Annotated in this window: 23 protein-coding genes; 12 read left to right on the top strand and 11 right to left on the bottom strand. The window is 67.9% G+C overall.

Annotated elements, in window-relative coordinates; translation table 11 throughout:
• The first annotated feature begins 60 nt into the window (after positions 1-60).
• Genes AC1RP5_RS06190 through AC1RP5_RS06175 form a run of 4 tightly spaced genes read left to right on the top strand, consistent with a single transcriptional unit; the run spans position 61 to position 3,266 of the window.
• Positions 61-930 carry an NAD(P)-dependent oxidoreductase gene (locus AC1RP5_RS06190; RefSeq protein ID WP_493109736.1) on the top strand — a complete coding sequence of 290 codons (870 nt, stop codon included), beginning with the start codon at positions 61-63 and terminating at the stop codon, positions 928-930.
• A gap of 9 nt (positions 931-939) precedes the next feature.
• Positions 940-1,575 (top strand): glutathione S-transferase family protein, encoded by a 636-nt coding sequence (locus AC1RP5_RS06185; RefSeq protein WP_493109735.1) that lies wholly within the window; start codon positions 940-942, stop codon positions 1,573-1,575.
• 13 nt (positions 1,576-1,588) lie between these two features.
• Positions 1,589-2,569 carry a Bug family tripartite tricarboxylate transporter substrate binding protein gene (locus tag AC1RP5_RS06180; RefSeq protein WP_493109734.1) on the top strand — a complete coding sequence of 327 codons (981 nt, stop codon included), beginning with the start codon at positions 1,589-1,591 and terminating at the stop codon, positions 2,567-2,569.
• Positions 2,570-2,579: 10 nt separating this feature from the next.
• Complete coding sequence (locus AC1RP5_RS06175) at positions 2,580-3,266, top strand: aspartate/glutamate racemase family protein (protein WP_493109733.1); 687 nt, start codon at positions 2,580-2,582, stop codon at positions 3,264-3,266.
• A 32-nt stretch (positions 3,267-3,298) separates the two neighbouring features.
• On the opposite strand, the gene AC1RP5_RS06170 is transcribed toward AC1RP5_RS06175, so the two are convergent.
• A complete protein-coding gene (locus AC1RP5_RS06170) occupies positions 3,299-3,553 on the bottom strand; it encodes an ACT-like domain-containing protein (protein ID WP_289297836.1) in 255 nt (84 codons plus the stop codon).
• A gap of 175 nt (positions 3,554-3,728) precedes the next feature.
• Here AC1RP5_RS06170 and AC1RP5_RS06165 point away from each other — a divergent pair, with 175 nt between their 5' ends.
• Complete coding sequence (locus AC1RP5_RS06165) at positions 3,729-4,544, top strand: N-acyl homoserine lactonase family protein (RefSeq protein WP_493109732.1); 816 nt, start codon at positions 3,729-3,731, stop codon at positions 4,542-4,544.
• 180 nt (positions 4,545-4,724) lie between these two features.
• On the opposite strand, the gene AC1RP5_RS06160 is transcribed toward AC1RP5_RS06165, so the two are convergent.
• The 3 genes from AC1RP5_RS06160 to AC1RP5_RS06150 all read right to left on the bottom strand — a co-directional run bounded on the left by AC1RP5_RS06160 (position 4,725) and on the right by AC1RP5_RS06150 (position 9,415).
• The gene (locus tag AC1RP5_RS06160; RefSeq protein ID WP_493109731.1) at positions 4,725-6,311 is read right to left on the bottom strand and encodes an ABC transporter substrate-binding protein; all 1,587 of its coding nucleotides are present in this window, start codon (positions 6,309-6,311) and stop codon (positions 4,725-4,727) included.
• Between the two features lie 87 nt (positions 6,312-6,398).
• Positions 6,399-7,982 (bottom strand): ABC transporter substrate-binding protein, encoded by a 1,584-nt coding sequence (locus AC1RP5_RS06155; RefSeq protein WP_493109730.1) that lies wholly within the window; start codon positions 7,980-7,982, stop codon positions 6,399-6,401.
• Between the two features lie 248 nt (positions 7,983-8,230).
• The gene (locus AC1RP5_RS06150) at positions 8,231-9,415 is read right to left on the bottom strand and encodes an FAD-dependent oxidoreductase (RefSeq protein ID WP_493109729.1); all 1,185 of its coding nucleotides are present in this window, start codon (positions 9,413-9,415) and stop codon (positions 8,231-8,233) included.
• A gap of 28 nt (positions 9,416-9,443) precedes the next feature.
• On the opposite strand from AC1RP5_RS06150, the gene queF reads away from it, so the two are divergent.
• Entirely contained in the window at positions 9,444-9,902 is a 459-nt protein-coding gene (gene queF, locus AC1RP5_RS06145) for a preQ(1) synthase (protein WP_493109728.1), read from the top strand.
• Positions 9,903-9,926: 24 nt separating this feature from the next.
• The gene (locus AC1RP5_RS06140) at positions 9,927-10,799 is read left to right on the top strand and encodes a class I SAM-dependent methyltransferase (RefSeq protein ID WP_493109727.1); all 873 of its coding nucleotides are present in this window, start codon (positions 9,927-9,929) and stop codon (positions 10,797-10,799) included.
• Positions 10,800-10,856: 57 nt separating this feature from the next.
• Here AC1RP5_RS06140 and AC1RP5_RS06135 read toward each other — a convergent pair whose 3' ends face one another.
• Positions 10,857-11,288 carry a nucleoside deaminase gene (locus AC1RP5_RS06135; protein ID WP_493109726.1) on the bottom strand — a complete coding sequence of 144 codons (432 nt, stop codon included), beginning with the start codon at positions 11,286-11,288 and terminating at the stop codon, positions 10,857-10,859.
• 76 nt (positions 11,289-11,364) lie between these two features.
• On the opposite strand from AC1RP5_RS06135, the gene AC1RP5_RS06130 reads away from it, so the two are divergent.
• The 5 genes from AC1RP5_RS06130 to AC1RP5_RS06110 all read left to right on the top strand — a co-directional run bounded on the left by AC1RP5_RS06130 (position 11,365) and on the right by AC1RP5_RS06110 (position 15,667).
• Positions 11,365-12,081, top strand: a complete 717-nt coding sequence (locus AC1RP5_RS06130) for a gamma-glutamyl-gamma-aminobutyrate hydrolase family protein (protein ID WP_493109725.1) — start codon at positions 11,365-11,367, stop codon at positions 12,079-12,081.
• Positions 12,078-12,881 carry a pseudouridine synthase gene (locus AC1RP5_RS06125; protein ID WP_493109724.1) on the top strand — a complete coding sequence of 268 codons (804 nt, stop codon included), beginning with the start codon at positions 12,078-12,080 and terminating at the stop codon, positions 12,879-12,881. Before AC1RP5_RS06130 ends, AC1RP5_RS06125 begins: the two co-directional genes overlap by 4 nt.
• Positions 12,881-13,462, top strand: a complete 582-nt coding sequence (rsmD, locus tag AC1RP5_RS06120) for a 16S rRNA (guanine(966)-N(2))-methyltransferase RsmD (protein WP_493109723.1) — start codon at positions 12,881-12,883, stop codon at positions 13,460-13,462. The genes AC1RP5_RS06125 and rsmD overlap by 1 nt, the downstream gene beginning before the upstream one ends.
• Positions 13,463-13,472: 10 nt before the next feature.
• Positions 13,473-14,084 carry a histidine phosphatase family protein gene (locus AC1RP5_RS06115; RefSeq protein WP_493109722.1) on the top strand — a complete coding sequence of 204 codons (612 nt, stop codon included), beginning with the start codon at positions 13,473-13,475 and terminating at the stop codon, positions 14,082-14,084.
• Between the two features lie 185 nt (positions 14,085-14,269).
• Entirely contained in the window at positions 14,270-15,667 is a 1,398-nt protein-coding gene (locus AC1RP5_RS06110) for an MATE family efflux transporter (RefSeq protein WP_493109721.1), read from the top strand.
• Here the strand turns inward: AC1RP5_RS06110 and AC1RP5_RS06105 are convergent.
• From AC1RP5_RS06105 to AC1RP5_RS06080, 6 genes are read right to left on the bottom strand one after another with little or no spacing between them, the layout of a single operon-like run.
• A complete protein-coding gene (locus tag AC1RP5_RS06105) occupies positions 15,654-16,133 on the bottom strand; it encodes a hypothetical protein (protein WP_493109720.1) in 480 nt (159 codons plus the stop codon). The genes AC1RP5_RS06110 and AC1RP5_RS06105 overlap by 14 nt on opposite strands.
• The gene (gene mutL, locus AC1RP5_RS06100; protein WP_493109719.1) at positions 16,130-17,950 is read right to left on the bottom strand and encodes a DNA mismatch repair endonuclease MutL; all 1,821 of its coding nucleotides are present in this window, start codon (positions 17,948-17,950) and stop codon (positions 16,130-16,132) included. The genes AC1RP5_RS06105 and mutL overlap by 4 nt, the downstream gene beginning before the upstream one ends.
• A gap of 12 nt (positions 17,951-17,962) precedes the next feature.
• The gene (locus AC1RP5_RS06095; RefSeq protein ID WP_493109717.1) at positions 17,963-19,285 is read right to left on the bottom strand and encodes a phosphoglucose isomerase-related protein; all 1,323 of its coding nucleotides are present in this window, start codon (positions 19,283-19,285) and stop codon (positions 17,963-17,965) included.
• Positions 19,286-19,310: 25 nt separating this feature from the next.
• Positions 19,311-20,636, bottom strand: a complete 1,326-nt coding sequence (locus tag AC1RP5_RS06090) for a M16 family metallopeptidase (RefSeq protein WP_493109715.1) — start codon at positions 20,634-20,636, stop codon at positions 19,311-19,313.
• Positions 20,633-21,955 (bottom strand): M16 family metallopeptidase, encoded by a 1,323-nt coding sequence (locus tag AC1RP5_RS06085; RefSeq protein WP_493109713.1) that lies wholly within the window; start codon positions 21,953-21,955, stop codon positions 20,633-20,635. The genes AC1RP5_RS06090 and AC1RP5_RS06085 overlap by 4 nt, the downstream gene beginning before the upstream one ends.
• Before the next feature lie 53 nt (positions 21,956-22,008).
• Positions 22,009-22,593 (bottom strand): DUF3035 domain-containing protein, encoded by a 585-nt coding sequence (locus AC1RP5_RS06080; protein ID WP_493109711.1) that lies wholly within the window; start codon positions 22,591-22,593, stop codon positions 22,009-22,011.
• Between the last annotated feature and the right edge of the window lie 25 nt (positions 22,594-22,618).

Here is a 22,618-nt window from a genome sequence, read left to right as displayed (position 1 = left end):
TTTGCCTCTATGATCGCGGCCGCCCTGGCGGACAGGGACGGAATTTCGCGGGAGAGAACGATGGCCAAAGTGGCATTTCTGGGTCTGGGCGTAATGGGCTTTCCGATGGCGGGGCATCTCGCCGCCAAGGGCCACGAGGTCACCGTCTACAATCGCACCTTCGCCAAGGCCGAGGCCTGGACGCAGAAGCACAAGGGCAAGGCCGCGAAGACGCCCAAGGAGGCTGCTGCCGGCCAGGAGATCGTGTTCTGCTGCGTCGGCAACGACGACGACCTGCGCTCGGTCGTGCTCGGGCCCGACGGCGCGTTTGCCGGCATGGGCAAGGGCACGATCTTCTTCGACAACACCACGGCCTCGGCCGACATCGCCCGCGAGCTCCATGCCGCCGGCAAGAAGCTCGGCATCGACTTCATCGACGCGCCGGTCTCGGGCGGCCAGGCGGGCGCCGAGAACGGCCAGCTCACCGTGATGTGCGGCGGTGAACAGGCCCCGTTCGACAAGGCCAAGCCGGTGGCCGACGCCTTCTCCAAGGCGGTCACGCTGATCGGCCCGCCGGGCGCGGGACAGATCACCAAGATGATGAACCAGATGTGCATCGCCGGCATCGTGCAGGGCCTCGCCGAGGCGCTGAACCTCGGCCAGCGCGCCGGCCTCGACATGGAGAAGGCGCTGGGCGCCATCTCCAAGGGCGCGGCGCAGAGCTGGCAGATGGAGAATCGCTGGCAGAACATGGTGAACGGCAAGTTCGACTACGGCTTCGCCGTCGACTGGATGCGCAAGGACCTCGGCATCGCCATGGCCGAGGGCAAGCGCCAGAAGGCCGGCATGCCGCTGGTCGCGCTGGTCGACCAGTTCTACGAGCGCGTCCAGGCGCGCGGCGGTGGCCGCTGGGACACGTCGAGCCTGATCCAGCCGCTGCAGAAGCCGTAAGGCCGTCTGGTGAGCGGCAACTACACCCTCTGGGGCCGGCCCGGCTGGGGCTCGGCCCTGATCGAGGCGCAGCTCGACTGGTATGGGCTGCCCTTCACCTTCGAGCCGGTCGAGGACCTGTTCCGTACGCCCGGCGCGAAGGCGAAGCTCGAGAAGGTGAACCCGCTCGCCCAGGTGCCGACGCTGGTCCTGCCCGACGGCACGGTCATGAGCGAGAGCGCCGCCATCACGCTGCTGCTGGCCGAGGTCACCGGCACCGATTCGCTGGTGCCGGCGGCGGGCAGCGCGGAACGCGCGAAGTTCCTGCGCTGGCTGGTGTTCATCGTCGCCAACATCTACCCGACCTTCACCTACGCCGACGATCCCGCGCGCTTCGTCTCGGTGAACAACGCGCGCGATCCGTTCCGCGCCGCCACCGACGCCTATGCCCAACGCCTCTGGCGCCAGGTCGAGAGCGAGGCCGGCGCGCCGTGGTTCCTGGGCGAGCGGTTCAGCGCGCTCGACATCTACATCGACGTGATGACCCGCTGGCGCCCCAAGCGCGGCTGGTTCGAGAGCGAGACGCCCCGCCTCTTCAAGATCGCGCGCCGCGCCGATGCCAAGCCCGAGCTCGCCGGGGTGTGGAAGCGCAACTATCCGACCTAAGGAAAGACACAGGATGAAACGCCGCAGCTTCGTCGCCCTCGCCGCCGCCACCGCGGCCACGTCGTCCGCGACAGGCACCGCCTTCGCCCAAGGCACCTATCCCGACAAGCCGATCACCATGGTGGTGCCGGCTCCGCCGGGCGGCGGCACCGATCTCGTCGCGCGCCTCTATTCCGACCTGCTGAGCCAGGAACTCGGCCAGCAGGTGATCGTCGACAACAAGGGCGGCGGCAACGGCAACATCGGCACGGCCATCGTCGCGCGTGCCAAGCCTGACGGCTACACGCTGCTGATGCAGTACTCGGCCTATCACTCGGCCAATCCGGCGCTGATCAAGGACCTGAACTGGAAGCCCGACGACTTCGTCGGCGTCGCGATGGGCGCGGTCGCGCCGCACGTCATCGTCATCGCCAAGAAGGTCCCGGCCGACGACCTCAAGAGCTTCATCGCCTACGCCAAGGCCAATCCCGGCAAGCTGAACTACGCCTCGGTCGGCGCCGGCTCGGTGCCGCACCTGGGCGGCGTGCTTTTGAACAAGGCGGCCGGCCTCGACCTCGTGCACGTTCCCTACAAGGGCGCGGGGCCTGCGACCGCCGACGTCGTGGCGGGCCAGGTCGAGTTGCTGATCGTGACGCCGCCCTCGATGTCGGCGCACATCCGCAGCGGCACCGTGAAGGCGCTGGCCCTCGCGAGTGCGGAGCGGCATCCGGCATTCCCTGACATTCCCACGACGGCCGAAGCGGGCCTGCCCGGCCTCATCCTCGACGGCTGGTTCGCGCTGTTCGCGCCGGCCGGCACGCCGCAGCCGATCGTCGAGAAGCTGAACGCCGCGATGCGCAAGATCGGCAAGATGGAAGCCGTCGTGGCCCGCGCCAACCAGCTCGGCACGGTGCTGAAGGACTGGCCGGCCGCCCAGATGGACAGCTTCGCCAAAGGCGAGGTCGAGACCTGGGGCAAGGTGATCCGCGAGAACAACATCACCTTCACCGAATAGAGCAGCCGCCATGGCCTGCGTCGGCATCATCGGCGGGCTCAGCGTCGCCGCGACGGTTCACTACTACGAACGCATCGCGGCCGCCTGCAAAGCGCGCGGCGTCACGCCCGATCTCGTCTTCACCCATGCCGATGTCGATTTCGGCCAGGGGCTGGTGCGCGCGGGCAAGCTCGACGAGCTGGCAGCCTATCTCGTGTCGTTCCTCGACCGCATGGCACGCGCGGGCGCGCAGGTGATGGCGATCCCTGCCGTCACGCCGCACATCGCCATCGACCGGGTGAAGCAGCGCACGTCCCTGCCGATCGTCGACATCGTGGAAACGCTCGGCGCCGAATTGCGTGCAAAGAAGCTGCGGCGCGTGGCGCTGTTCGGCACGGTCTTCACCATCGAAGGCAGCCTGTGGGGCCAGCTCCAACGCTACGCGCCCGACGTCGAGATCGTGAAGCCGCGCCCCGACGAAGTTGCCTTCGCGGGCGCTGCCTACCAGCGCATCCTCGACACGCAGCGTTCCAATGACGCCGACGCCGCCAAGTTCCGCGAGCTCGCCGCCGAGCTGCAGCGCCGCGACGGCGTCGAGACGATCCTGCTGGCCGGCACCGACCTCACCGTGATGTTCGACGAAACGACGGCCGGCTTCCCCGCCATCGACGTCGCCCGCCTCCACATCGACGCGATCGTGGAGCGGTTGGCGTCTTAATCGCCTCCCCATTTGAATGGGGAGGCAAGGTTCTAGAAAACGTGCCGCACGCCGACGATCTGGCCGAGCGAGCGGCCGACATGTTCGGCGGTTGCCGGCTCCAGCCCTTCCACCTCGATCTCGACGCTGAGCGCATCGCCGTCGGCTTGCGCGAAGACCCGCGCCGGCACCAGGCCGCGCTTGGCGATCAGCTCGAGGGCACGCGGCAGCACGCCGGGCTCGGCGTCGGCTTCGAAGCAGTAACGGACGGCGGAATTGCTACGCTTGAGGGAGAGTACGGCAGACATCGGACGATTCCTTGGACGAGTAAAAGGCGAACGCGGCAACGCAACGGTTTGCAGTGCAAACCGTGGTGCTAATTCGCCGTCCAAGGAGGTCCATGCGGGCCATGTCGCCACTGTAGCGCCAAAGCCGGCCGGCGCGCTAGGGTCCGGCAACGAACCCGCCGGGAAGGAAACAAAGATGCGTTCGACGCCCATATACGAGGTGCATGCGGTCAAATACGCCCACCTGCCGCGCAAGGCATGGGAAGTGCAGATCAACCCCGACCCGCACGACGCCGACTTCCCGATGGACTACTTCGTCTGGGTCGCCATCCCGCTCGACGAGAGCGGCAACCGCGCGATCGGCGGCAAGCCCATCGTGATCGACACCGGCTTCAACGCCACGGTCGGCAAGCAGCGCGGCCGCGAGGTAAAGAAGAACCCGGCCGACCTGTTAGGCGAACTCGGCATCGACGCGAAGGAGATCGAGGACGTCATCGTCACCCATCTCCACTACGACCATATCGGCAACTGGGACCGCTTCCCGAAGGCGCGCTTCCATCTCCAGGACAAGGAGATGAACTTCGCGACCGGCCGCCACATGTGCAAGGGACCGTTCCGCCACGCCTACGAGTGCGAGGACATCGTCGGCATGGTGCGCGCGCTCTACGGCGGACGGCTGGTGTTCCATGACGGCGACGAGGAGCTGCAGCCCGGCATCTCGCTGCACCTGATCGGCGGCCACACTGCCGGCATCCAGTCGGTGCGCATCATGACGCGCAACGGCTGGCTCGTGCTCGCCTCCGACGCCTCGCATTACTTCTGGGGCGTGAACAACGACAAGCTGTTCTCGATCGTCTACTCGGTCGCCGACATGCTGGCGGGCTACGACAAGCTGAAGAAGCTGGCCGAGGGCAGGGTCGAGATGGTGATCCCCGGCCACGACGCCGAAGTGATGACGCGCTACCCCGCGTCGGCCAAGGGCCTCGAAGGCATCAGCGTCCGGCTCGATTAGAACCTGCACTTCATTGGAGCGCGCAACTCCAGTTGCGGGAGTTGCGCGCTCCGAGGAGACACCTCGTCCGGACATGGAAAAGGGGCAGGCCCTGCGGCCTGCCCCTTTCTGTTCTAATCGCTTGCGGCGAGACCCTTCGGCTACGTGCTGCGCACTTCGCTCAGGGTAATCGCTGCGCGATTACTTCTTCTCGACGTTCCACAGCGCCAGCGCGGGCGAGGGCAGCAGGCCCGACGCCTTGCGGCCGACGGCGGTCGGGGCGGTGAACTGGCCGAGCGGCGCATGCGTCGGATACACCGCCGCGCGCGCCTGGACCTGGGCGGCGATCTCCTTCTGCTTCGCCGGATCGGTTTCCTTGGCGAAGGCGTCGCGCAGCTTCTCGAGCTCGGGATCGCACGGCCAGCCGAACGTTGCCTTCTCGCAGGAGGCGTTCAGGAAGGCGACGGCCACCGGATCGAGCACGTCGGCGGCGGCCCAAGACGTGAAGAACGCGCTCCAGCCACCGGCATTGAGCGGATCCTTCTTGGCGCGGCGGCCGACCAGCGTCTGCCAGTCCATCGACTGCAGGTCGACCTTGAAGCCGGCCTTCTCCAGCTGCGGCTTGGCGACGGTCGCCAGCGCATTGTGTCCGGGCGTGTCGGTCTGGTGCATCAGCACGACCGGCGTGCCGTCGTAGCCCGCCTCGGCCAGGAGCTGCTTGGCCTTGGCGGCGTTGCCCGAGAGCTTGTCTTCCCAGCCCTTGGTCGTCTCCATCGGCGAGCCGCAGGGGAACAGCGACTTGCACTCGGTGTAGTACTTGGGATTGCCGACGTTGGCGTCGAGGAAATCCTTCTGGTTCAGCGCGTAGAGCACGGCTTCGCGGATCTTGGGATTGTCGAACGGCTTGTGCAGCGTGTTGAAGCGCATCGAGTACTGGCGGCCGGCCTGGTTCACGACCTGGATCTTGACGCCCTTTTCCTTCTCGACCAGCGGCAGCAGATCGGGCGGCACCGTCTCGATCATGTCGATCTCGTCGGCCAGCAGCGCGTTGACCTGCGTCTGCGTGTCGGGGATCCAGACCCACTCGACGCGATCCACCTTGGCGACCTTGCCGCCGGCGAGGCCGGCCGACGGCTCGGCGCGCGGCTTGTAGTTGGGGTTCTTGACGTAGACCGCCTTCTCCCCGGGCTTCCACTCGTCCTTCTTGAAGATGAACGGGCCGGAGCCGGTGGAATCGGTGATCTGCGTATTCGGGTCGGTGTCGGCGATGCGCTTGGGCATCATGAACGGCACGTTGGAGCCCGGCTTGCCCAGGGTGTTGAGCACGAGGCCGTAGGGCTCCTTCAGGACCATCTTGATGGTCTTGTCGTCCGGCGCCGACAGGTCGGTCACGTAGGACATCAGCTTCTGGCCCATCGCGTCCTTGGCGCCCCAGCGCTTCAGCGAGGCGACGCAATCGGCCGCCGTCACCGGCTTGCCGTCATGCCAGGCGAGCCCGTCGCGCAGGGTAAAGGTCCAGGTGAGCTTGTCGGGTGAGACCTCCCACTTGTCGACCATCTGCGGCTTGACCTGCAGCTTGTCGTCGAGCGCAAACAGCGTGTCGTAGATCAGGTAGCTGTGGTGCTGGGTGATCAGCGCGGTGGTCCAGATCGGATCGATGATCTTCAGATCCGAATGGAGCGCGACCTTGAGCGTGGACTGCGCCGAGGCAGGCGCAGGCGCGGCGAACGGCACCACCGCGGCGGCGGCGGCGAGCGCGCACATGAAACGACGACCGAAATTCAGCATGGAAACTCCCTAGCCTTCCCCGTACTTGCCCATCCCCGTAGAAGAGCAAGAATAAGGCCGGTAGTCGTTTCCCGCGACCTCGGGAAGCTATTTCTTCTCGATATTCCAGAGCGCCAGCGACGGCGCCTGCAAAAGTCCGGTCACATTGCCGCGAACGGCGGTCGGCGTGGTGAACTGGCCGAGCGGCGCGTGCGTCGGATACTCGATCACGCGCAACTGGACCTGCTCGGCGATCGCCTTCTGCTTGGCTGGGTCGGTTTCCTTTGTGTACTCCGTGCGCAGCCGCTCGATCTCGGCGTCGCAGGGCCAGCCGAACGGCGCCTTGTCGCACGATGCGTTCAGGAAGAAATTCTCGACCGGATCGAGCACATTCAGCGCGCTCGACGAGGTGAAGAAGGCGCTCCAGCCGCCGGCCGACAGCGGTTCCTTGCGGGTGCGGCGCGACACCAGCGTCTGCCAATCCATCGGCTGCAGGTCGACCTTGAAGCCGGCTCGTTCGAGCTGGACCTTGGCCACGGTGGCGAGGTTGTTGTGCCCGGCCACGTCGGTCTGGTGCAGCAGCACGACCGGCGTGCCGTCGTAGCCCGCCTGCTGCAGGAGCTGCTTGGCCTTGGCCGCGTCGCCGCCCAGCTTGTCCGCCCAGCCCTTGGTCGATTCCAGCGGCGAGCTGCAAGGGAACAGCGACTTGCACTCGCTGTAGTAGGACGGGTTGCCGACATTGGCCTCCAGCACGTCCTTCTGGTTCACCGCATACATCGCGGCCTGCCGGATCAGCGGATTGTCGAACGGCTTGTGCAGCACGTTGAAGCGCATGACGTACTGGCGGCCCCACTTGTTCAGGACGGTGGTGCGGATCGCCTTGTCCTTGGCGATCAGCGGCAGCAGGTCGGGCGAGAAATTCTCGATAAGGTCGATCTCGCCGTTCAGCAGTGCGTTCACCTGCGTCTGGCTGTCGGCGATCCAGATCCATTCGATGCGATCGACCTTCGCGAGCTTTCCGCCGGCCAGTCCCGACGCGGGTTCGGTGCGCGGCTTGTATTTCGGGTTCTTGAGATAGACGGCCTTTTCGCCCGCCTTCCACTCGTCCTTCTTGAAGATGAAGGGACCCGAACCGGTGGCGTCGGAGATCTGTGTGTTGGGATCGGTGTCGGCGATGCGCTTGGGCATCATGAACGGCACGTTCGCGCCCGACTTGCCGATCGTCTCCAGCACAAGCCCGCGCGGCTCCTTCAGCACCATCTTGAAGGTCTTCGCGTCGACCGGCGACAGGTCGCTGACATTGGCGATCAGCTTCTGCCCCACCGCATCGCGCGCCGCCCAGCGCTTCAGCGACGCGACGCAATCCTCGGCGGTGACCGGCGTGCCGTCATGCCATTCGAGCCCGTCGCGCAAAGTGAACGTCCAGGTGAGCTTGTCGGGCGAGACGGTCCAGGTGTCGACCATCTGCGGCTTCACCTCGAGCTTGTCGTCGAGCGCGAACAGCGTGTCGTAGACGAGATAACCGTGATGCGCGGAGATCAGCGCCACGGTCCAGATCGGGTCGATGATTTTCAGATCGGAATGCAGCGCCACCTTGAGCGTGGTCTGCGCCGACGCCGGTGCGGCGAACGGCAGAACCGCGACGGCGGCGGCAAGCGCGCAGACAAAACGGCGACCTATGGCCAGCATCATAAATCCTCCCTGAAACGTCTTTTGTTTTCGGGAGGATAGAACGTTCAGCCGCCCTGCGCGATGTCCAGAAGTGCCTGCCGGTCCACCATCGCCCCACTAACCTCATCCTGAGGAGGCCACGAAGTGGCCGTCTCGAAGGATGGGCAACAGACGTGGTGCTTATTCCCACCCTTCGAGACGCGCTCCTGCGGAGCGCTCCTCAGGGTGAGGTCTTTGTTTGGAAAGTCGGTTGCTTCGAGGTCGGTTGCTTAATCGCCCTGCGCGATGTCGAGAAGCGCTTGCCGGTCGACAAACTTGAGCCGTGGCCGTCCCTGCGCCGCACCGGCCGCGATCTCGGCTTTGTCGATGCGGCGCCAGCCTTCGGCGTCGACGGCGAGCGGCAGGATGTCGGGGCCGCTCTTGGGATCGCGGCCGTCGAGCCAGGCGATCACGTCCTTCGCTACCGCATGACTGTCGGCGCGGTTGGTCGGGATGGTGCCGCTGGGACCGCGACGCGCCCAGCCGACGGCGAAAACACCGTCCGACTTCGGAAAGGCCTCGCCGGTGTAGCCGATGCAGGTGACGACGAGATCGGTGGCGATGGTGCCCGTCGACAGTTCGACCTCGCCGGGGCGGATCGCGACCGGAGTCGCGTGGAAGCGAAAGTGAACCGTCACCGGCTTCTCCCCCGCACTATGCGCGGCGAAGCCTTTCAGCGTGTCGATGTTCTTGGTCTTGCGCAGCTTCTCCGGCGTCGGATCGCTGGCTGGCGCCACCGCGTCGAGCACGCCGGCATCGGCGACCGAGACGGCGCGCGCCAGGCGGCCCATCTCGGCCAGCTCGTTGGTGGTGAAGGACGCATGCTCGGCGCCGCGCCGGCCGATCACATGGATGTCTGTGAGAGGTGCTGCCACGATCGCGGCCGCCGCTTCCGGCACGATGTCGGACTTGGCCATCTCATCCGGCGTCTTGGCGAGCAGGCGCGCCACGTCGAGCGCGACATTGCCATTGCCGATCACCGCCACCGACTTCACGCCCGAGAGGTCGGGACCGCCGCGGAAATCGGGATGGCCGTTCAGCCAGGCCACGAAGCGCCACGAGCCCCAGACCTGCGGCAACTCCTCGCCCGGGATGCCGAGCTTGCGGTCGATGACCATGCCGGTGGCGACGATCACCGCGTCGTAGGCCGCAACGAGCTCGTCCCAGGAAAGGTCGCGGCCGATCTCGATATTGCCGGCAAAGCGCAGGTCCGGCTGATCCAGAAGCTTGTCGAACTGGCGGACCACGGCCTTGGTGCCCTGGTGGTCGGGGGCGACGCCGGCCCGCACCAGCCCGTAGGGAGTGGGCAGGCGGTCGATGATGTCGATGCGCAGGTCGGGCCGGCCGCGCAGCAGCCCGTCTGCGGCATAGAAGCCGGACGGGCCGGCGCCGACGATGGCAACCCTGTGAGTCATGGCGGCCCGCTTAGCATATGATGGGTGCATGGCTAAATACGCAAAACTCCGTCAGCTCGGGCAGGCCACCGCCCTCCCCGCCTCGCCCGACCAGGCCGTCCTGGAAACGGTGCCCAACCCGCATCCGGGCACGCTCTATCTCGCCCGCTTCACGCAGCCCGAGTTCACCTCGCTCTGCCCGGTGACCGGCCAGCCCGATTTCGCCCATCTGGTGATCGACTACGTGCCGAGGACCAAGCTGGTCGAGAGCAAGTCGCTGAAGCTCTTCCTCAACAGCTTCCGTAATGAGGCGGCCTTCCACGAGGATTGTACCGTGGGCATCGGCAAGCGGCTGGTGAAGGCGATGGCGCCGCGCTGGCTCAGGATCGCCGGCTACTGGTATCCGCGCGGCGGCATGCCGATCGACGTTTTCTGGCAGACGGCCGCGCCGCCCAAGGGCTTGTGGCTGCCCGATACAGGTGTAGCCTCCTACCGCGGACGCGGATGACACGCCCGCATCGGGAGTGAAACGATGACATTCAAAAGACTGGCCCTGATCGCGGGCGCGACGCTCGTCCTGGTGACGGGCACGGCACTGGCACAGCAGCCGAACTCACCGGCGCGCATCGCCGAGATTCTGGCGAGCCCGGACCGCAGCGCCGCCGACCGCACCAACGACCAGCGCCGCAAGCCCGCAGACATGCTGGCCTTCATCGCCATCGCGCCGGGCATCACCGCGCTCGATCTCAGCGCCGGCGGTGGCTACACGACCGAATTGCTGGCCCGTTCGATTGGGCCGACAGGCGCGGTCTATGGACAGAGCCGGCCGCCGCGCGATCCCAGCCAGCCCGCGCCGCGTCCCGCCGCGCCGGAAGGCAATGCCAATCCGACCGCCACGCCGGCCCCCGCTGCGGCTGCACCGGCCACGCCGCCGGCGCCGCCGCGTCCCTCGCCGGTCGCGCTCGCCGACCGGGCCGAGAAGATGAAGGCCGCGGGCGTCGCCGCCGCGCCGATCACCGCGCTCTCGCGTCCGTTCGAGGATCCGGTGCCGGCGGAACTCGCCAACGGCCGCTTCGATCTCATCACCCTGATGTTCAACTATCACGACCTCGGTTTCCTCGAGATCGACCGCGCGAAGATGAATGCGGCGGCGTTCAAGGCGCTGAAGCCGGGCGGCTTCTATGTCATCGCCGACCATTCGGGCCGTGCCGGTACCGGCATCTCCGAATCCGGCACGCTGCATCGCATCGAGGAAGCGTTCCTGCGAAAGGAGGTCGAGGCCGCCGGCTTCAAGCTGGTCGCCGAGGGCAACTTCCTGCGCAATCCCAACGACCCGCGCGACAAGAACACGCCCGACCCGCCGCAGCCCAAGGACGAATTCGTCCTGAAGTTCGTGAAGCCTTAAAGCGAGAACACCGTCGTCCCGAGCGGAGCGCAGCGCAGTCGAGGGACGACGGGTTTTTTACCGCCGCTCCCTAAAGAACGTGCGCAGCAGGTCGCCGGCCTCGCGCTCGCCGAGGCCGGGATAGAGGTCCGGCCGATGGTGGCAGGTTGGCTGGTCGAAGATTCGGGGCCCCTGCTCGATGCCGCCGCCCTTGGGGTCGCTGGCGCCCCAGTAGACGCGGCGCAGGCGGGCGAAGGAGATCGCCTGGGCGCACATCGGACAGGGCTCCAGGGTCACGTAGAGATCGCAGTCGACCAGGCGCGGTGAGCCCAAGGCCGCCGCGGCCGCCCGGATCGCTAAAAGCTCGGCATGGGCGGTCGGGTCCTTCAGCTCCTCGGTGCGGTTGCCGGCCTCGGCCAGCACGGCGCCGCTCGGCCCCACGATCACGCAGCCGATCGGCACCTCGCCCCGCGCACCAGCGGCGCGGGCGGCGGCAAGGGCCCTGTCCATGGGCGTAAGTTTGGAGGTATCCGGCATGACGGCCGCACTGTAGCGCAAGGCGGCGCACCCGCGTATCTTGGCCCGCATGCCCCGTCCCCTGATCGGAGTCACGCTGGATGCTGAAAAGCCCGGCGGATACTCCAAGTTTCCCTGGTATGCGCTGCGCCAGAACTACCTCGACGCGATCGACGCGGCGGGGGGTCTTGCCGTGGCACTACCGCACGAGCCCGACCGGGTCGCCGACTATCTGGAGCGCATCGACGCGCTGGTGGTGACCGGCGGCGCCTTCGACGTCGATCCCTCCTACTATGGCGGCGGCGCGCGCCATTCGACGGTCATCACCAAGGACCGCCGCACCGCCTTCGAGTTCGGCGTCACCAAGGGGGCGCTGGCGCAGGACAAGCCGGTGCTGGGCATCTGCGGCGGCCAGCAGCTCCTGCACGTCGTGCTGGGCGGCAAGCTGATCCAGCACATCCCCGACACGATCGCCGAGCCGCTGGCGCACGAGCAGCCCAACCCGCGCAACGAGCCCGGCCATGTCGTGAAGGTGGCCAGGGGCACGCAGCTCCACGGCATCGTCGGCGCCGAGGAGCTGCAGGTGAACAGCGCGCATCACCAGGCGGCGGCCGATTCGCCCGACGGCGTGATCGTGAACGCGACCGCACCGGACGGCGTCATCGAGGGCATCGAGGCGCCGGCCTATCGTTTCTGCATCGGCGTGCAGTGGCATCCTGAATTCCTGATCTCCGAAGGCGACGCGAAACTGTTCCGCGCCTTCCTGGGAGCGGCGGCAGCAAAATGAGCGAACCCGTAGCGAAAGAAGGCGAGCGCATCGCCAAGCGCCTCGCGCGCGCCGGCCTGTGCTCGCGTCGCGATGCCGAACGCTGGATCGAAGCCGGCCGTGTCTCGGTCGACGGCAAGATCCTCGAGACCCCGGCCTGCGTCGTCACCGACAAGAGCGTGATCGAGGTCGACGGCAAGCTGCTGGGCGCCGCGGACCGGCCGCGCATGTGGCGCTACCACAAGCCGCCGAGCGAGCTGGTGACGGCGCGCGATCCGGAAGGACGCCGCACCATCTTCGAATCGCTGCCCAAGGGCATGCCGCGCGTCGTCACGGTCGGCCGGCTCGATTACATGTCGGAAGGCCTGCTGTTGCTCACCAACGACGGCGGCCTCGCGCGACAGCTCGAACTGCCGGCCAACGGCTGGACGCGCCGCTATCGTGCCCGCGTGCACGGCAATGTCGACGAGGCGAAGCTCGCGGAACTCGCCAACGGCATCACCATCGAGGGCATCCGCTACGGTTCGATCCAGGCCAGCCTCGATCGCCAGCAGCGCTCCAATGCGTGGATCGACATCGCGCTGGCCGAGGGCAAGAACCGCGAAGTACGTCGCGTGCTGGCCCATCTCGACCTGCCGGTGGTGCGCCTGATCCGCGTGGCCTTCGGGCCGTTCAGCCTCGGCGAGATCGAGCGCGGCCATATCGACGAGATCCCGCCGCAGGCGCTCGACAGCCTGCTGGGCGTCAAGCGGCCGCCGCGCAAGGAAGGCTGGGCGCGTCCCAAGCCGACGCCGGCCCGCACCAAGCGCCGGAAGCACTGATGATCAAGATCATCGGCGGCAAGCATCGCGGCCGGATGCTCGTGACGCCGGAAGGCGAAGCGACGCGCCCCACCGCCAGCCGCGCGCGCGAGGCGCTGTTCAACGTGCTGATGCATGCGCGCTGGCGCGACATGGACGAGGACGGCGGCACCTCGCCGCTGATCGATGCGCGGGTGCTCGACGGCTATGCCGGCTCCGGCGCGCTGGGGCTCGAAGCGCTGTCGCGCGGCGCCGAGCACGTGACCTTCCTCGACAACGATGCCGCGGCGATCAAGGCGATCGGCGAGAACCTGCGCAAGCTGGGCGAGACCGGCGCGTCCAAGGTCGTGCGCGCCGACATGACCCGGCCGCCGCAGTGTCGCGAGCCGTGCCATCTCGTCTTTCTCGACCCGCCCTATCGCTCGGGCGAGGCCGCGACCGCGATCACCGCACTTGCCAATGCCGGCTGGATGGCGCCCGGCGCCGTCGTCACCGTCGAACTCGCCTACAACGAGGACATCGCGGTGCCCACCGGCTTCGAGACGATCGACGAGAGGCGCTATGGCGCCGCCAAGATCGTGATCCTCAAGCGGACGTCGTGAAGCTCCCTTCATGAAACTTGGGGCTCCCCTCTACATGCTGCGGCACGGCGAGACCGCGTGGAACACCGAACGCCGCATGCAGGGCCACAAGAACTCCGACCTGACGCCGCGCGGAAGGGTGCAGGCGATGGCCATGGGCCGCACGCTGAAGGCCGAGCTCGACCGCGAGCCCGGCCCGACGATCTTCCTGCGCAGCCCGCTCGGCCGCACGCGCGAGACGTCGGAGATCATCGGCCACGAACTGGGACTCCCCTCCTCCGAATGGCGCGAGGACATGCGGCTGGCCGAGCTTTCCTACGGAAGCTGGGAAGGCTTCTCCTGGGCCGAGATCGAGATCGATCATCCGACGGCGATGGCCGACTGGCGCGCCGATCCGCACGGCTACTGCCCGCCGGGTGGCGAGACGCATCTCGACCTGCGCCGGCGTTGCGAGGCCGTGCTGACCGAGATCGCGATGTCGAACACCCGCACCGTCGTGGTGAGCCACGGCGTCAGCGGCGCCGTCGTGCGCGGCCTCAATCTCGGCCTCGATGCCCGCGCCATGTTCGTGATGGAAAAGCCGCAGGACGCCTTCTTCCGGCTGATGGCCGGCAGCGAAGAACGCATCACCTGCGACTTGTAGGCCGAGCGAAGCTCGGCCCCTTGAGCGTCAGGACATCGCGAAGCGATGTCCGGGAGCGCCGAAGGAAGAACGGCCACTCATGACCCCTCCGTCGCGTAAGACGCGACACCTCCCCAGTTGAATCGCGAGGTAGGGTTTGTGAACGTACCTGTGAACGTAACGGTGTGCCGGCTATAAGCGCCGGCATGAGCGAGAGTGCACAGACAGACACGACGGGCCGGATGACGTGGGGCGCGGAAGCGCGCGCGACGCTCGTGCTCGCCTGGCCGCTGATCCTCACCAATCTCGCGCAGACGATGATGACCGCGACCGACGTGGTGATGATGGGTTGGCTCGGCCCCGACGCGCTGGCCGCCGGCGCACTCGGTTCCAACCTCTATTTTGCGACGATGATCTTCGGCCTCGGTCTCACGACGGCGACCGCGCCGATGATCGCGCGCGAGCTCGGCCGCAAGGGCCATTCGGTGCGCGACGTGCGCCGCACGGTGCGCCAGGGGATGTGGACCGCCGTCGTCGTCACCGTGCCGATCTGGATCGCGCTGTGGCAGAGCGAGGCGATCCTGCTGCTGCTCGGCCAGGAGCCGGCGCTCGCCAAGGCCGCCAGCGAGTATGTCCGCGCCCTGCAATGGTCGCTGCTGCCGTTCTTCTTCTTCCTCGTGCTGCGCTCGTTCATCTCGGCGCTGGAGCGGCCGCTATGGGCGCTGTGGGCCGGCATCGTCGGCGTGGTCGTCAACGCCGCGCTCGCCTGGGTGTTGATCTTCGGCCATTTCGGCCTGCCGAAGCTCGGACTGGTCGGCGCGGGTTATGCCACGACCATCGCCGACCTGGTGATGTTCGCGATGATGGCGGCGGTCGTGCTCACCGACCGGAAGTTCCGCCGCTACCACCTGTTCGGCCGCTTCTGGCGCGCCGACTGGCCACGCTTCCGCGAGCTGTGGCATCTCGGCCTGCCGATCGGCGCGACCTTGGTGTTCGAGGTCGCGGTCTTCAACGGCGCCACCTTCCTGATGGGCCTGATCGGCGCGGCGGCGCTGGCGGCGCATTCGATCGCCATGCAGCTCGCCTCGCTCTCGTTCATGGTGCCGCTCGGCCTCGCGCAGGCCGCCACCGTCCGCGTCGGCCGCGCCTTCGGCGCCCACGACAAGGAAGGCATCCGCCGCGCGGGGTGGACGGCTTACGTGATGGGCGTCGGCTTCATGGCGATGACGGCGCTGGTCATGGTCCTGGCGCCGCGCCTGCTGGTCGGGGTGTTCCTCGATCTCGACACGCCGGCCAATGCGCCCGTCATCGAACTGGCGGTGAGCTTCCTCATGGTCGCCGCGCTGTTCCAGGTGGCCGATGGCGGCCAGGCGGTGGCGGCCGGCATGCTGCGCGGCCTGCACGACACCCGCGTGCCCATGATCTATGCCGGTGTCGGCTACTGGTGCATCGGCCTGCTGCTGGGCGTGGTGCTGGCCTTCTGGGCCGGGCTGCAGGGCTTTGGCCTGTGGATCGGCCTGGCGACGGGCCTCACCGTCGTGGCGCTACTGCTGCTCGTCCGCTGGCTGCGGCGCGAGCGGCTAGGTCTCGTCAGCTTCGGCTGAGTCGTGCCGTCCGCCGGCAGCCGCCGGTCTCGGTGACGACCAGACCCGACGCATCGCCCGTGGCCGTGAGCTGCATGCGGCGATGCTCCGTCCCCTTCACCGAGGCGAGGCTCAGCAGATTGAACGGCGCGCCGACCTTGGCCACGCCATGGACCTGCCAGAGACCGGGACCCGGAGGCGGCGGCGCCGTCCGCTTGGTGTTCGGCACGGGACCGCGCGCGGTCGTGTCGAAGGCCGAGCCGTCGACGAAGCCCGATTCGATGTTGAGCACGTAGTCGAGCGGCGCATTGCACGAGCCGCCGTCGCTGGTGCCGCGCCAGGTGCCGTCGAGCGGCGAGGCCGGTGCGGGCGTCGGCGTGGTGCCGGGTGGCATGCCCGAAGGCGGCGCGGGCGCGCGATTCTGGGCCAGCGCCGCACCGGTGGTGGCAACGCCCGCGATCAGCAGCAGCGCGAGAAACTTATTCATCGTCTTCCGAACAGCCGCTCGATGTCGGCCAGCTTGAGTTCGACGTAGGTCGGACGTCCATGATTGCACTGTCCGGAGTGCGGTGTCGCCTCCATCTGGCGGAGCAGCGCGTTCATCTCTTCGACCGTGAGCCGGCGGCCAGCCCGCACCGACGTATGGCAGGCCAGCGTACCGCAGACTTCCTCGACCTTCTCTTTCAGCGAGAGATGATCGCCCATCTCCGCCAGCTCGTCGGCCAGGTCGCGCACCAAACCCTGGATATCGACCTCGCCCAGCACGGCCGGCGTCTCGCGCACGACCACGGCGCCGAGGCCGAACGGTTCCAGCACCAGGCCCATGTCGGCCAGCTCGGCGGCGCGTTGCGTGAGACGACGCGCGCCGTCCTCGCCGATCTCGATGACCTCGGGCAGCAGCAGCGCCTGCCGTTTCACGCCCTCGGCCTCGAGCTGGGTCTTGAGACGCTCATGCACCAGCCGCTCGTGCGCGGCGTGCTGGTCGACGATCACCACGCCCTGGTCGGTCTGCGCCACGATGTAGGTCTCGTGGAGCTGCGCGCGCGCCACGCCCAACGGATAGTTGCCGGGCGCGATGTTCGTGGGCTGCTCCTCGACTCGCGCCGAGAGTCCATCGAGCGGCGCCATGAACTGCATCGCCGCTTCGGCGAGGCCACGCGGCACCGATGAATAGCCGTTGCCGCCGCCGAACCCACCACCACCCATCGGCAGCGGCGTTGCGAAGCCCGTGTGCGGACGGAAGGCACCGAGGGCGGCATCCGACACGGTCGTGCTGGCGCGATGGCCGGCGGCCGACAGCGCGGTGCGCAGCGCGCCCACGATCATGCCACGCACGATGCCGGCGTCGCGGAAACGCACCTCGGTCTTGGCCGGATGGACGTTGACGTCGACCATTTCGGTCGGCGCTTCGAGGAACAGCGCCACCATCGGATGGCGGTCACGCGCCAGGAAATCCTGATAGGCGCCACGCACCGCGCCGGCCAGCAGCTTGTCGCGCACCGGGCGGCCATTGACGAAGAGATACTGGTGCTGGCTCGTCGGCCGGTTGAGCGTCGGCAGGCCGGCAAAGCCGGTGAGCCGGAAGCCCTCGCGGTTGGCGTCGATCGCCACGGCATTGTCGGCGAACTCGCGGCCCATGATGGCGGCCAGCCGTTCGAGCCGCGCGGCATCGCCCGACAGCAGCGACGGGTTGGACGCGGCGAGATCGATCAGCGCCCGCTCCTCGCTTTCCAGCCGGAAAGCCACGGTCGGATGGGCCATGGCGAGCCGGCGCATCGCATCGGCGACATGGCCCGACTCGGTGCGCGGCTCCTTCAGGAATTTCAGCCGCGCGGGCGTGGCGAAGAACAGCTCGCGCACTTCCACCCGCGTGCCCTGCGGATGCGCGGCGGGCTTCGGCTCGGCCTTGGCGCCACCGTCGATCTCGAGGCTCCACGCGGTGTCGGCGCCCACGGGGCGCGAGGTGATGGTGAAGCGGCTAACCGAGGCGATCGACGGCAGGGCCTCGCCGCGGAAACCGAGCGTGCGGATGTCGGTCAGGTCGTCGTCGGGCAGCTTCGACGTGCAATGCCGCTCGACCGCGAGACGCAGCTCGTCGGGCGACATGCCGACACCGTCATCGACCACGGAGATGAACGTGCGGCCGCCTTCCTTCAGGGTCACCGCAATGCGCCGTGCGCCGGCATCGAGCGCGTTCTCGACCAGCTCCTTCACGGCGCTCGCCGGACGCTCGACGACCTCGCCGGCGGCGATGCGGTTGACGAGCGTCGACGGAAGTCGACGAAGGGTTCGGGGGGCGCTCATGGCGCCGCCATTTTACGACTTGCGGCCTGTGGATGATACGCGGTCGGCGAGATACTGGCGGGTCAGTATCTTGCCTTCCTCGACCGCCGGCTGGTCGAACGCGTCGACGCCCAGCAGATGGGCGGCAAACATCGTCTCCAGCATGTAATGCATCATCAGTGCGCCCATCACCCTTTCGTCGAGTGTGGTGATGCGCATGATGCGCGTCGGCCGGCCGTTCTTGATCAGGGTCGCGGCCGTGGCATCGGCCTCGGCCAGCAGCAGGTCGCCCAGTGACTGGTTCGCGAGATAGGCCAGGCCCTTGTCGCCGCCCAGCGCCTCGGCCGGGACCTTCTTGCCCTTCCCCGCCGTGTCGAGGATCAGCACGGTGAACATCTTGTCCGGCAGGCCGCCGAGATAAAGCTGGAGCTGGCTGTGCTGGTCGACCGTGCCCATGGCGCGCACCGGCGTCGTGCCGTTGCCGCCCTTGCCCAGGCTCTCGGCCCAGAGCTGGCGATACCAGAAGCCGAAATAGCCCAGCCGGTCGCAATAGGGCATCAGCACCGTGGTGCCGATGCCACGTTCCTTGGCGAGGCCGATCGACAGGGCCGCGCCAACTGCGGGCGCGAGCGTGTGGGCGTCACTCGCTTCCAGCACCGGATCGAGCACGCTGGCCGCCCCTTCACGGATCGCGCCGACATCGAGCCCGGCGATCATGGCAGGCAGCAGCCCGACCAGCGACAGGACCGAGAAGCGGCCGCCAACCTTGGGATCGTGGTCGAGGATCGGGCAGCCGATGCGGCCCGCGAGGCGACCCAGCGCATTGTCGCTCGGTTCGGTAATGGCGATGACATGCTCGGCCAACTTGTCCTTGCCGACCTTGGCTTCGAACTCCGGCAGCAGGGTCAGGAACTGGGTCAGCGTCTCGGCGGTCGTGCCGGACTTGGAGATGACGATCAGGCCAGTGCGCGCGAGCGGCAGGCGCGCCGCCAGCTCCGTGAAGGTCGAGGGATCGACATTGTCCATGAACCACAGCTTCGGATGGCCGGCCTGCGGCCCGAACCCGAGATCCTTGAGCGCGACCAGCGTCTGCCCGCCGAGGCTCGACCCGCCGGTGCCCAGCACGATCACATGCTCGAACTTCGCGAAGCGCTCGGCATGCGGCTTCAGCAGCGCGAGGTCGTCGCGCGTGCCGGGCAGGCTGAGCAGCGGCAGGGTGCCGTCGGCCTTCCACTGGCGGAACTTGTCGAGCGCGCCGGACGCGCGTGTGAGTTCGCGGTCGAGCGCGGCGCGCGGCAGGCCGCTCTTGCCGACTTTCTCCTCGAGCGCGTCGTCGATCACGTGGCTGTAGAACATGCGAGCTGATCCCTGAAGCTGGGGCCTACGGTTCCGGCGTGACACCGACCGGCTTGCCGACCACCACCGTGGTCAACGTCTCGTCGCGCAGCAAGCGCCGCGCGACCTTGCGAACGTCCTCGAGCTTGACCGCCCCGATCAGCGCCGCGCGCCGCGTCAGGTGATCGGGCGAGAGGCCGTCGATCTGCATGGAATGGAGCAGGCCCGCGATCGAGCCCGACGAATCGAGCGACAGGGCCAGCGCGCCGGTCAGGTAGGTCTTGGCGTCGTTGAGCTCGGCCTCGGTGACACCCTCGTTGCGCATGCGGGCCATCTCGGCGCGGATCACCTTGATCGCCTCGGCGACGCGTTCGTTGGCGCTGCCCGTCGACATGACCAGCAGCGAGGCGCGCTTGTAGGTGCGCAGGCCGCTCGACACGCTGTAGGCGAGGCCGCGCTTCTCGCGCACCTCGTTGAACAGGCGCGACTGCTGGCCACCGCCGCCCAGCACATGGTTCATCACCATCGCCGCATACCATTCGGGATCGTCGCGCGGGATGCCGGGCAGCGCCAGCAGCGCCGTGCTCTGCGGCACCGGCCGCTCGACGACGACGGTGCGCGGTTTGGTCGGCGGCACCCATTGCGGTGGGAGCGCCGGCGGCGTGCCGGTCGGCAGCACGCCGAACGACTTGTCGATCTGGCGCGCCAGTTCGGCCTCGCCGATGTCGCCGACCGCCGCAACGATCAGGTTGTTGCGCAGCAGCAGCTCGGCCGCGCGCTTCTTCAGGAGTTCCGGCGTGACGGCCGCCAGCCCCTCGGGCGTGCCGTCGGGATCGGCGGCATAGGGATGCCCGGCGAACAGCGTCTCCATCAGGGTGCGGCTGGCCACCGAGCCCGGCCGCTGGGCCGACTGGTTGATGCTGGCGATGGTCTGCGCCCGGCGCTGCGCCACCATGTCGAGGTCGAAGCGCGGCTCAGTCATGGCCAATCGCAGAAGTTCGAAGCCCTCGTCGCGGTTGGCCGTCAGCACGCGCAGCGATCCGGTCAGCCGGTCGAGCGAGGCGTTGAAGCCCAGCGACGCGGCGGCGTCTTCCTGGCGCTGACGGAAGGCCTGGGCGTTCATCGAGCCCGCACCGTCGGTCAGCAGGCCCGCCATCAGGTCCGTGATGCCGGCCTGGCCGGCCGGATCGGTGGCGGTGCCACCGGAGAAGGAGAAGGAGAGCGCCACGACGGGCGTGCTCTTGTCCTCGACCAGCCACGCCTTGATGCCGAGCGGCGTGGTGATCTCCTTGATCTCGATCGCACTCGCGACGGCGGGCAACAGGGCCAACAGGCCGGCCAAGGCGGCCACGATCAGGCGCAGACGCTTCATCGGCTGCTCTCGGCCGGAGTCAGCAGCGCCGTGACCGCATGGTCGTCGCGCCAGACATGCTGCGCGGCCGCCAGCACCTGGGCCGGTGTCACTTCGGAAATGCGCTGCGGCCAGGCGTCGATGTCGGCCACCGTGCTGCCGGTGCTGAGCGCCGTGCCGTAGATGCGCGGGCCGCTGGCCAGCGAATCCTGCGAGTAGATGGCGGCGGCCAGCAGCTGGTTCTGCGCGCGCTCGACTTCCTCGGCCGTGACGCCGCCGTCGAGCAGCTTCTTCATCTCCCCCATCACCGCGTCCTCGACGTCGGACATGCTGCGCGACTTGGCGGGATGCACGCCGATGTCGAACGAGGTGAGGCCGAGGCTGGCCGGATTGTACGACGCCCAGGCCGACAGGCCGATCATGCGTTCGTCGACCAGCACTCTCGACAGGCGGCTGGTCTCGGTACCGCCGAACAGGCGCGCCAGCACCTGCAGCGCATAGGCATGCTTCGTCTCGCCCATCTTGTAGGACGGCGCCAGCCACAGTCGCGACCAGCGCGGCTCGACGACGCGTGCATCGGCGCGGATCACCTTCTGCGGCAGGTCGGCGCCGCCCTGCGAGGGCCGCACCCGTGCCTCGGTCTTGCGGCTGGCGATCGGCCCGTAGTGCCGCTCGGCGAGCTTGCGCACTTCTTCAGGCGTGGTGTCGCCGGCCACGATCAGGATCGCGTTGTTGGGCGCGTAGTAGCGGCGATAGAAGGCCAGGAGATCGTTGACGCCGAGCTTCTTGATGTCGTCGGCATAGCCGATCACCGGCATCGCATAGGGCTTGTGCCGGCCGTAGAGCTGTTCGCGCACGGCTTCATCGAGCAGCGACGACGGCACGTTGTCGGTGCGCATGCGGCGTTCCTCGAGGATGACCTGCCGCTCGGGCACGATCTCGCGCTCGGTGATGTGCACGTTGGTCATGCGATCGGCTTCCATGCGCATCACCAGGTCGAGCCGCTCGGGCGCGACGGTCTGGTGATAGCCCGTGGAATCGAAGGTGGTGTAGGCGTTGTCGCGGCCGCCGTTGCGCGAGACGATGCGCGAGAACTCGCCGCTCGGCACCTTGTCGGTGCCCTTGAACATCATGTGCTCGAGGAAGTGCGCCACGCCGGTATGACCGAAGGTCTCGTCGGCGCTGCCGATCTTGTAGACCACGACCTGGGTGACGATCGGCGCGCGCCGCGACGGCAGCACGATGACCTGCAGGCCGTTGGGCAGCGTGAAGGTCTCGGCGTTGCGCTTTTCGACGGCGAACAGCTTGGCGAGCGCCGGGGCGGCCGGCGACAGGGCCATACCGCCCAAAAGGCCGCCGAGCAGGGCGCGGCGGCCGGGGAGTCGAACCGAACTCAGAAGATGCCTTCGAGCAGGCCGCGCTTGCGACGGGTGATCGTCGGCGTCGGTCCGGAAGCCGGCTGGCCGGCTGCCTGCGAATCGCGGATGCGCTGCTGTTCCTTGGTCGGATCGACGACCACGCCCGACGGACCCGAATCCTGCCAGAAGATCAGGCTGTCGAGGAACGACTTGTCGCTCTCGCCCAGGGTCTTGGTGTCCTTGTTGACCTGGCCGCGGATGTTGGGATCGAGGCCACCCTGGCCGGCGCGGGCGACGAGCGCCTGCTCGGAGGTGCTGCCCGAGCGCGCGGCATCGGGGCCGGCGTTGACACGGGCCTGGGTGCGACCGGCCAGCGCCGGCGACAGCGCTTCCTTGGCCTGGTCGGCGGGCGTCACTTCCTGCGGGCGCGGCTCGCCCGGCCGCGGCGGACGCAGCTCGGCGTTCGGCGGCATGGTCAGCGGCGAATGGGAGACGATCTTGAACTCGTCAGGCGAGACTTTCTTGCCGCCGCCGAGATTGTTGAACGCGCTGCAACCTCCCAAGGCGAGGGTGCTGCAGGCCAGAAGCGCCAGCGGAATCGGGAGGAGAGTCGGTTTCATCATCCGTCCTTGGTAGTAGGCTTTT

This window comes from Reyranella sp. GW821-FHT12G01, from assembly GCF_058806575.1.
This window is presented reverse-complemented; position numbering and strand designations above follow the sequence as displayed.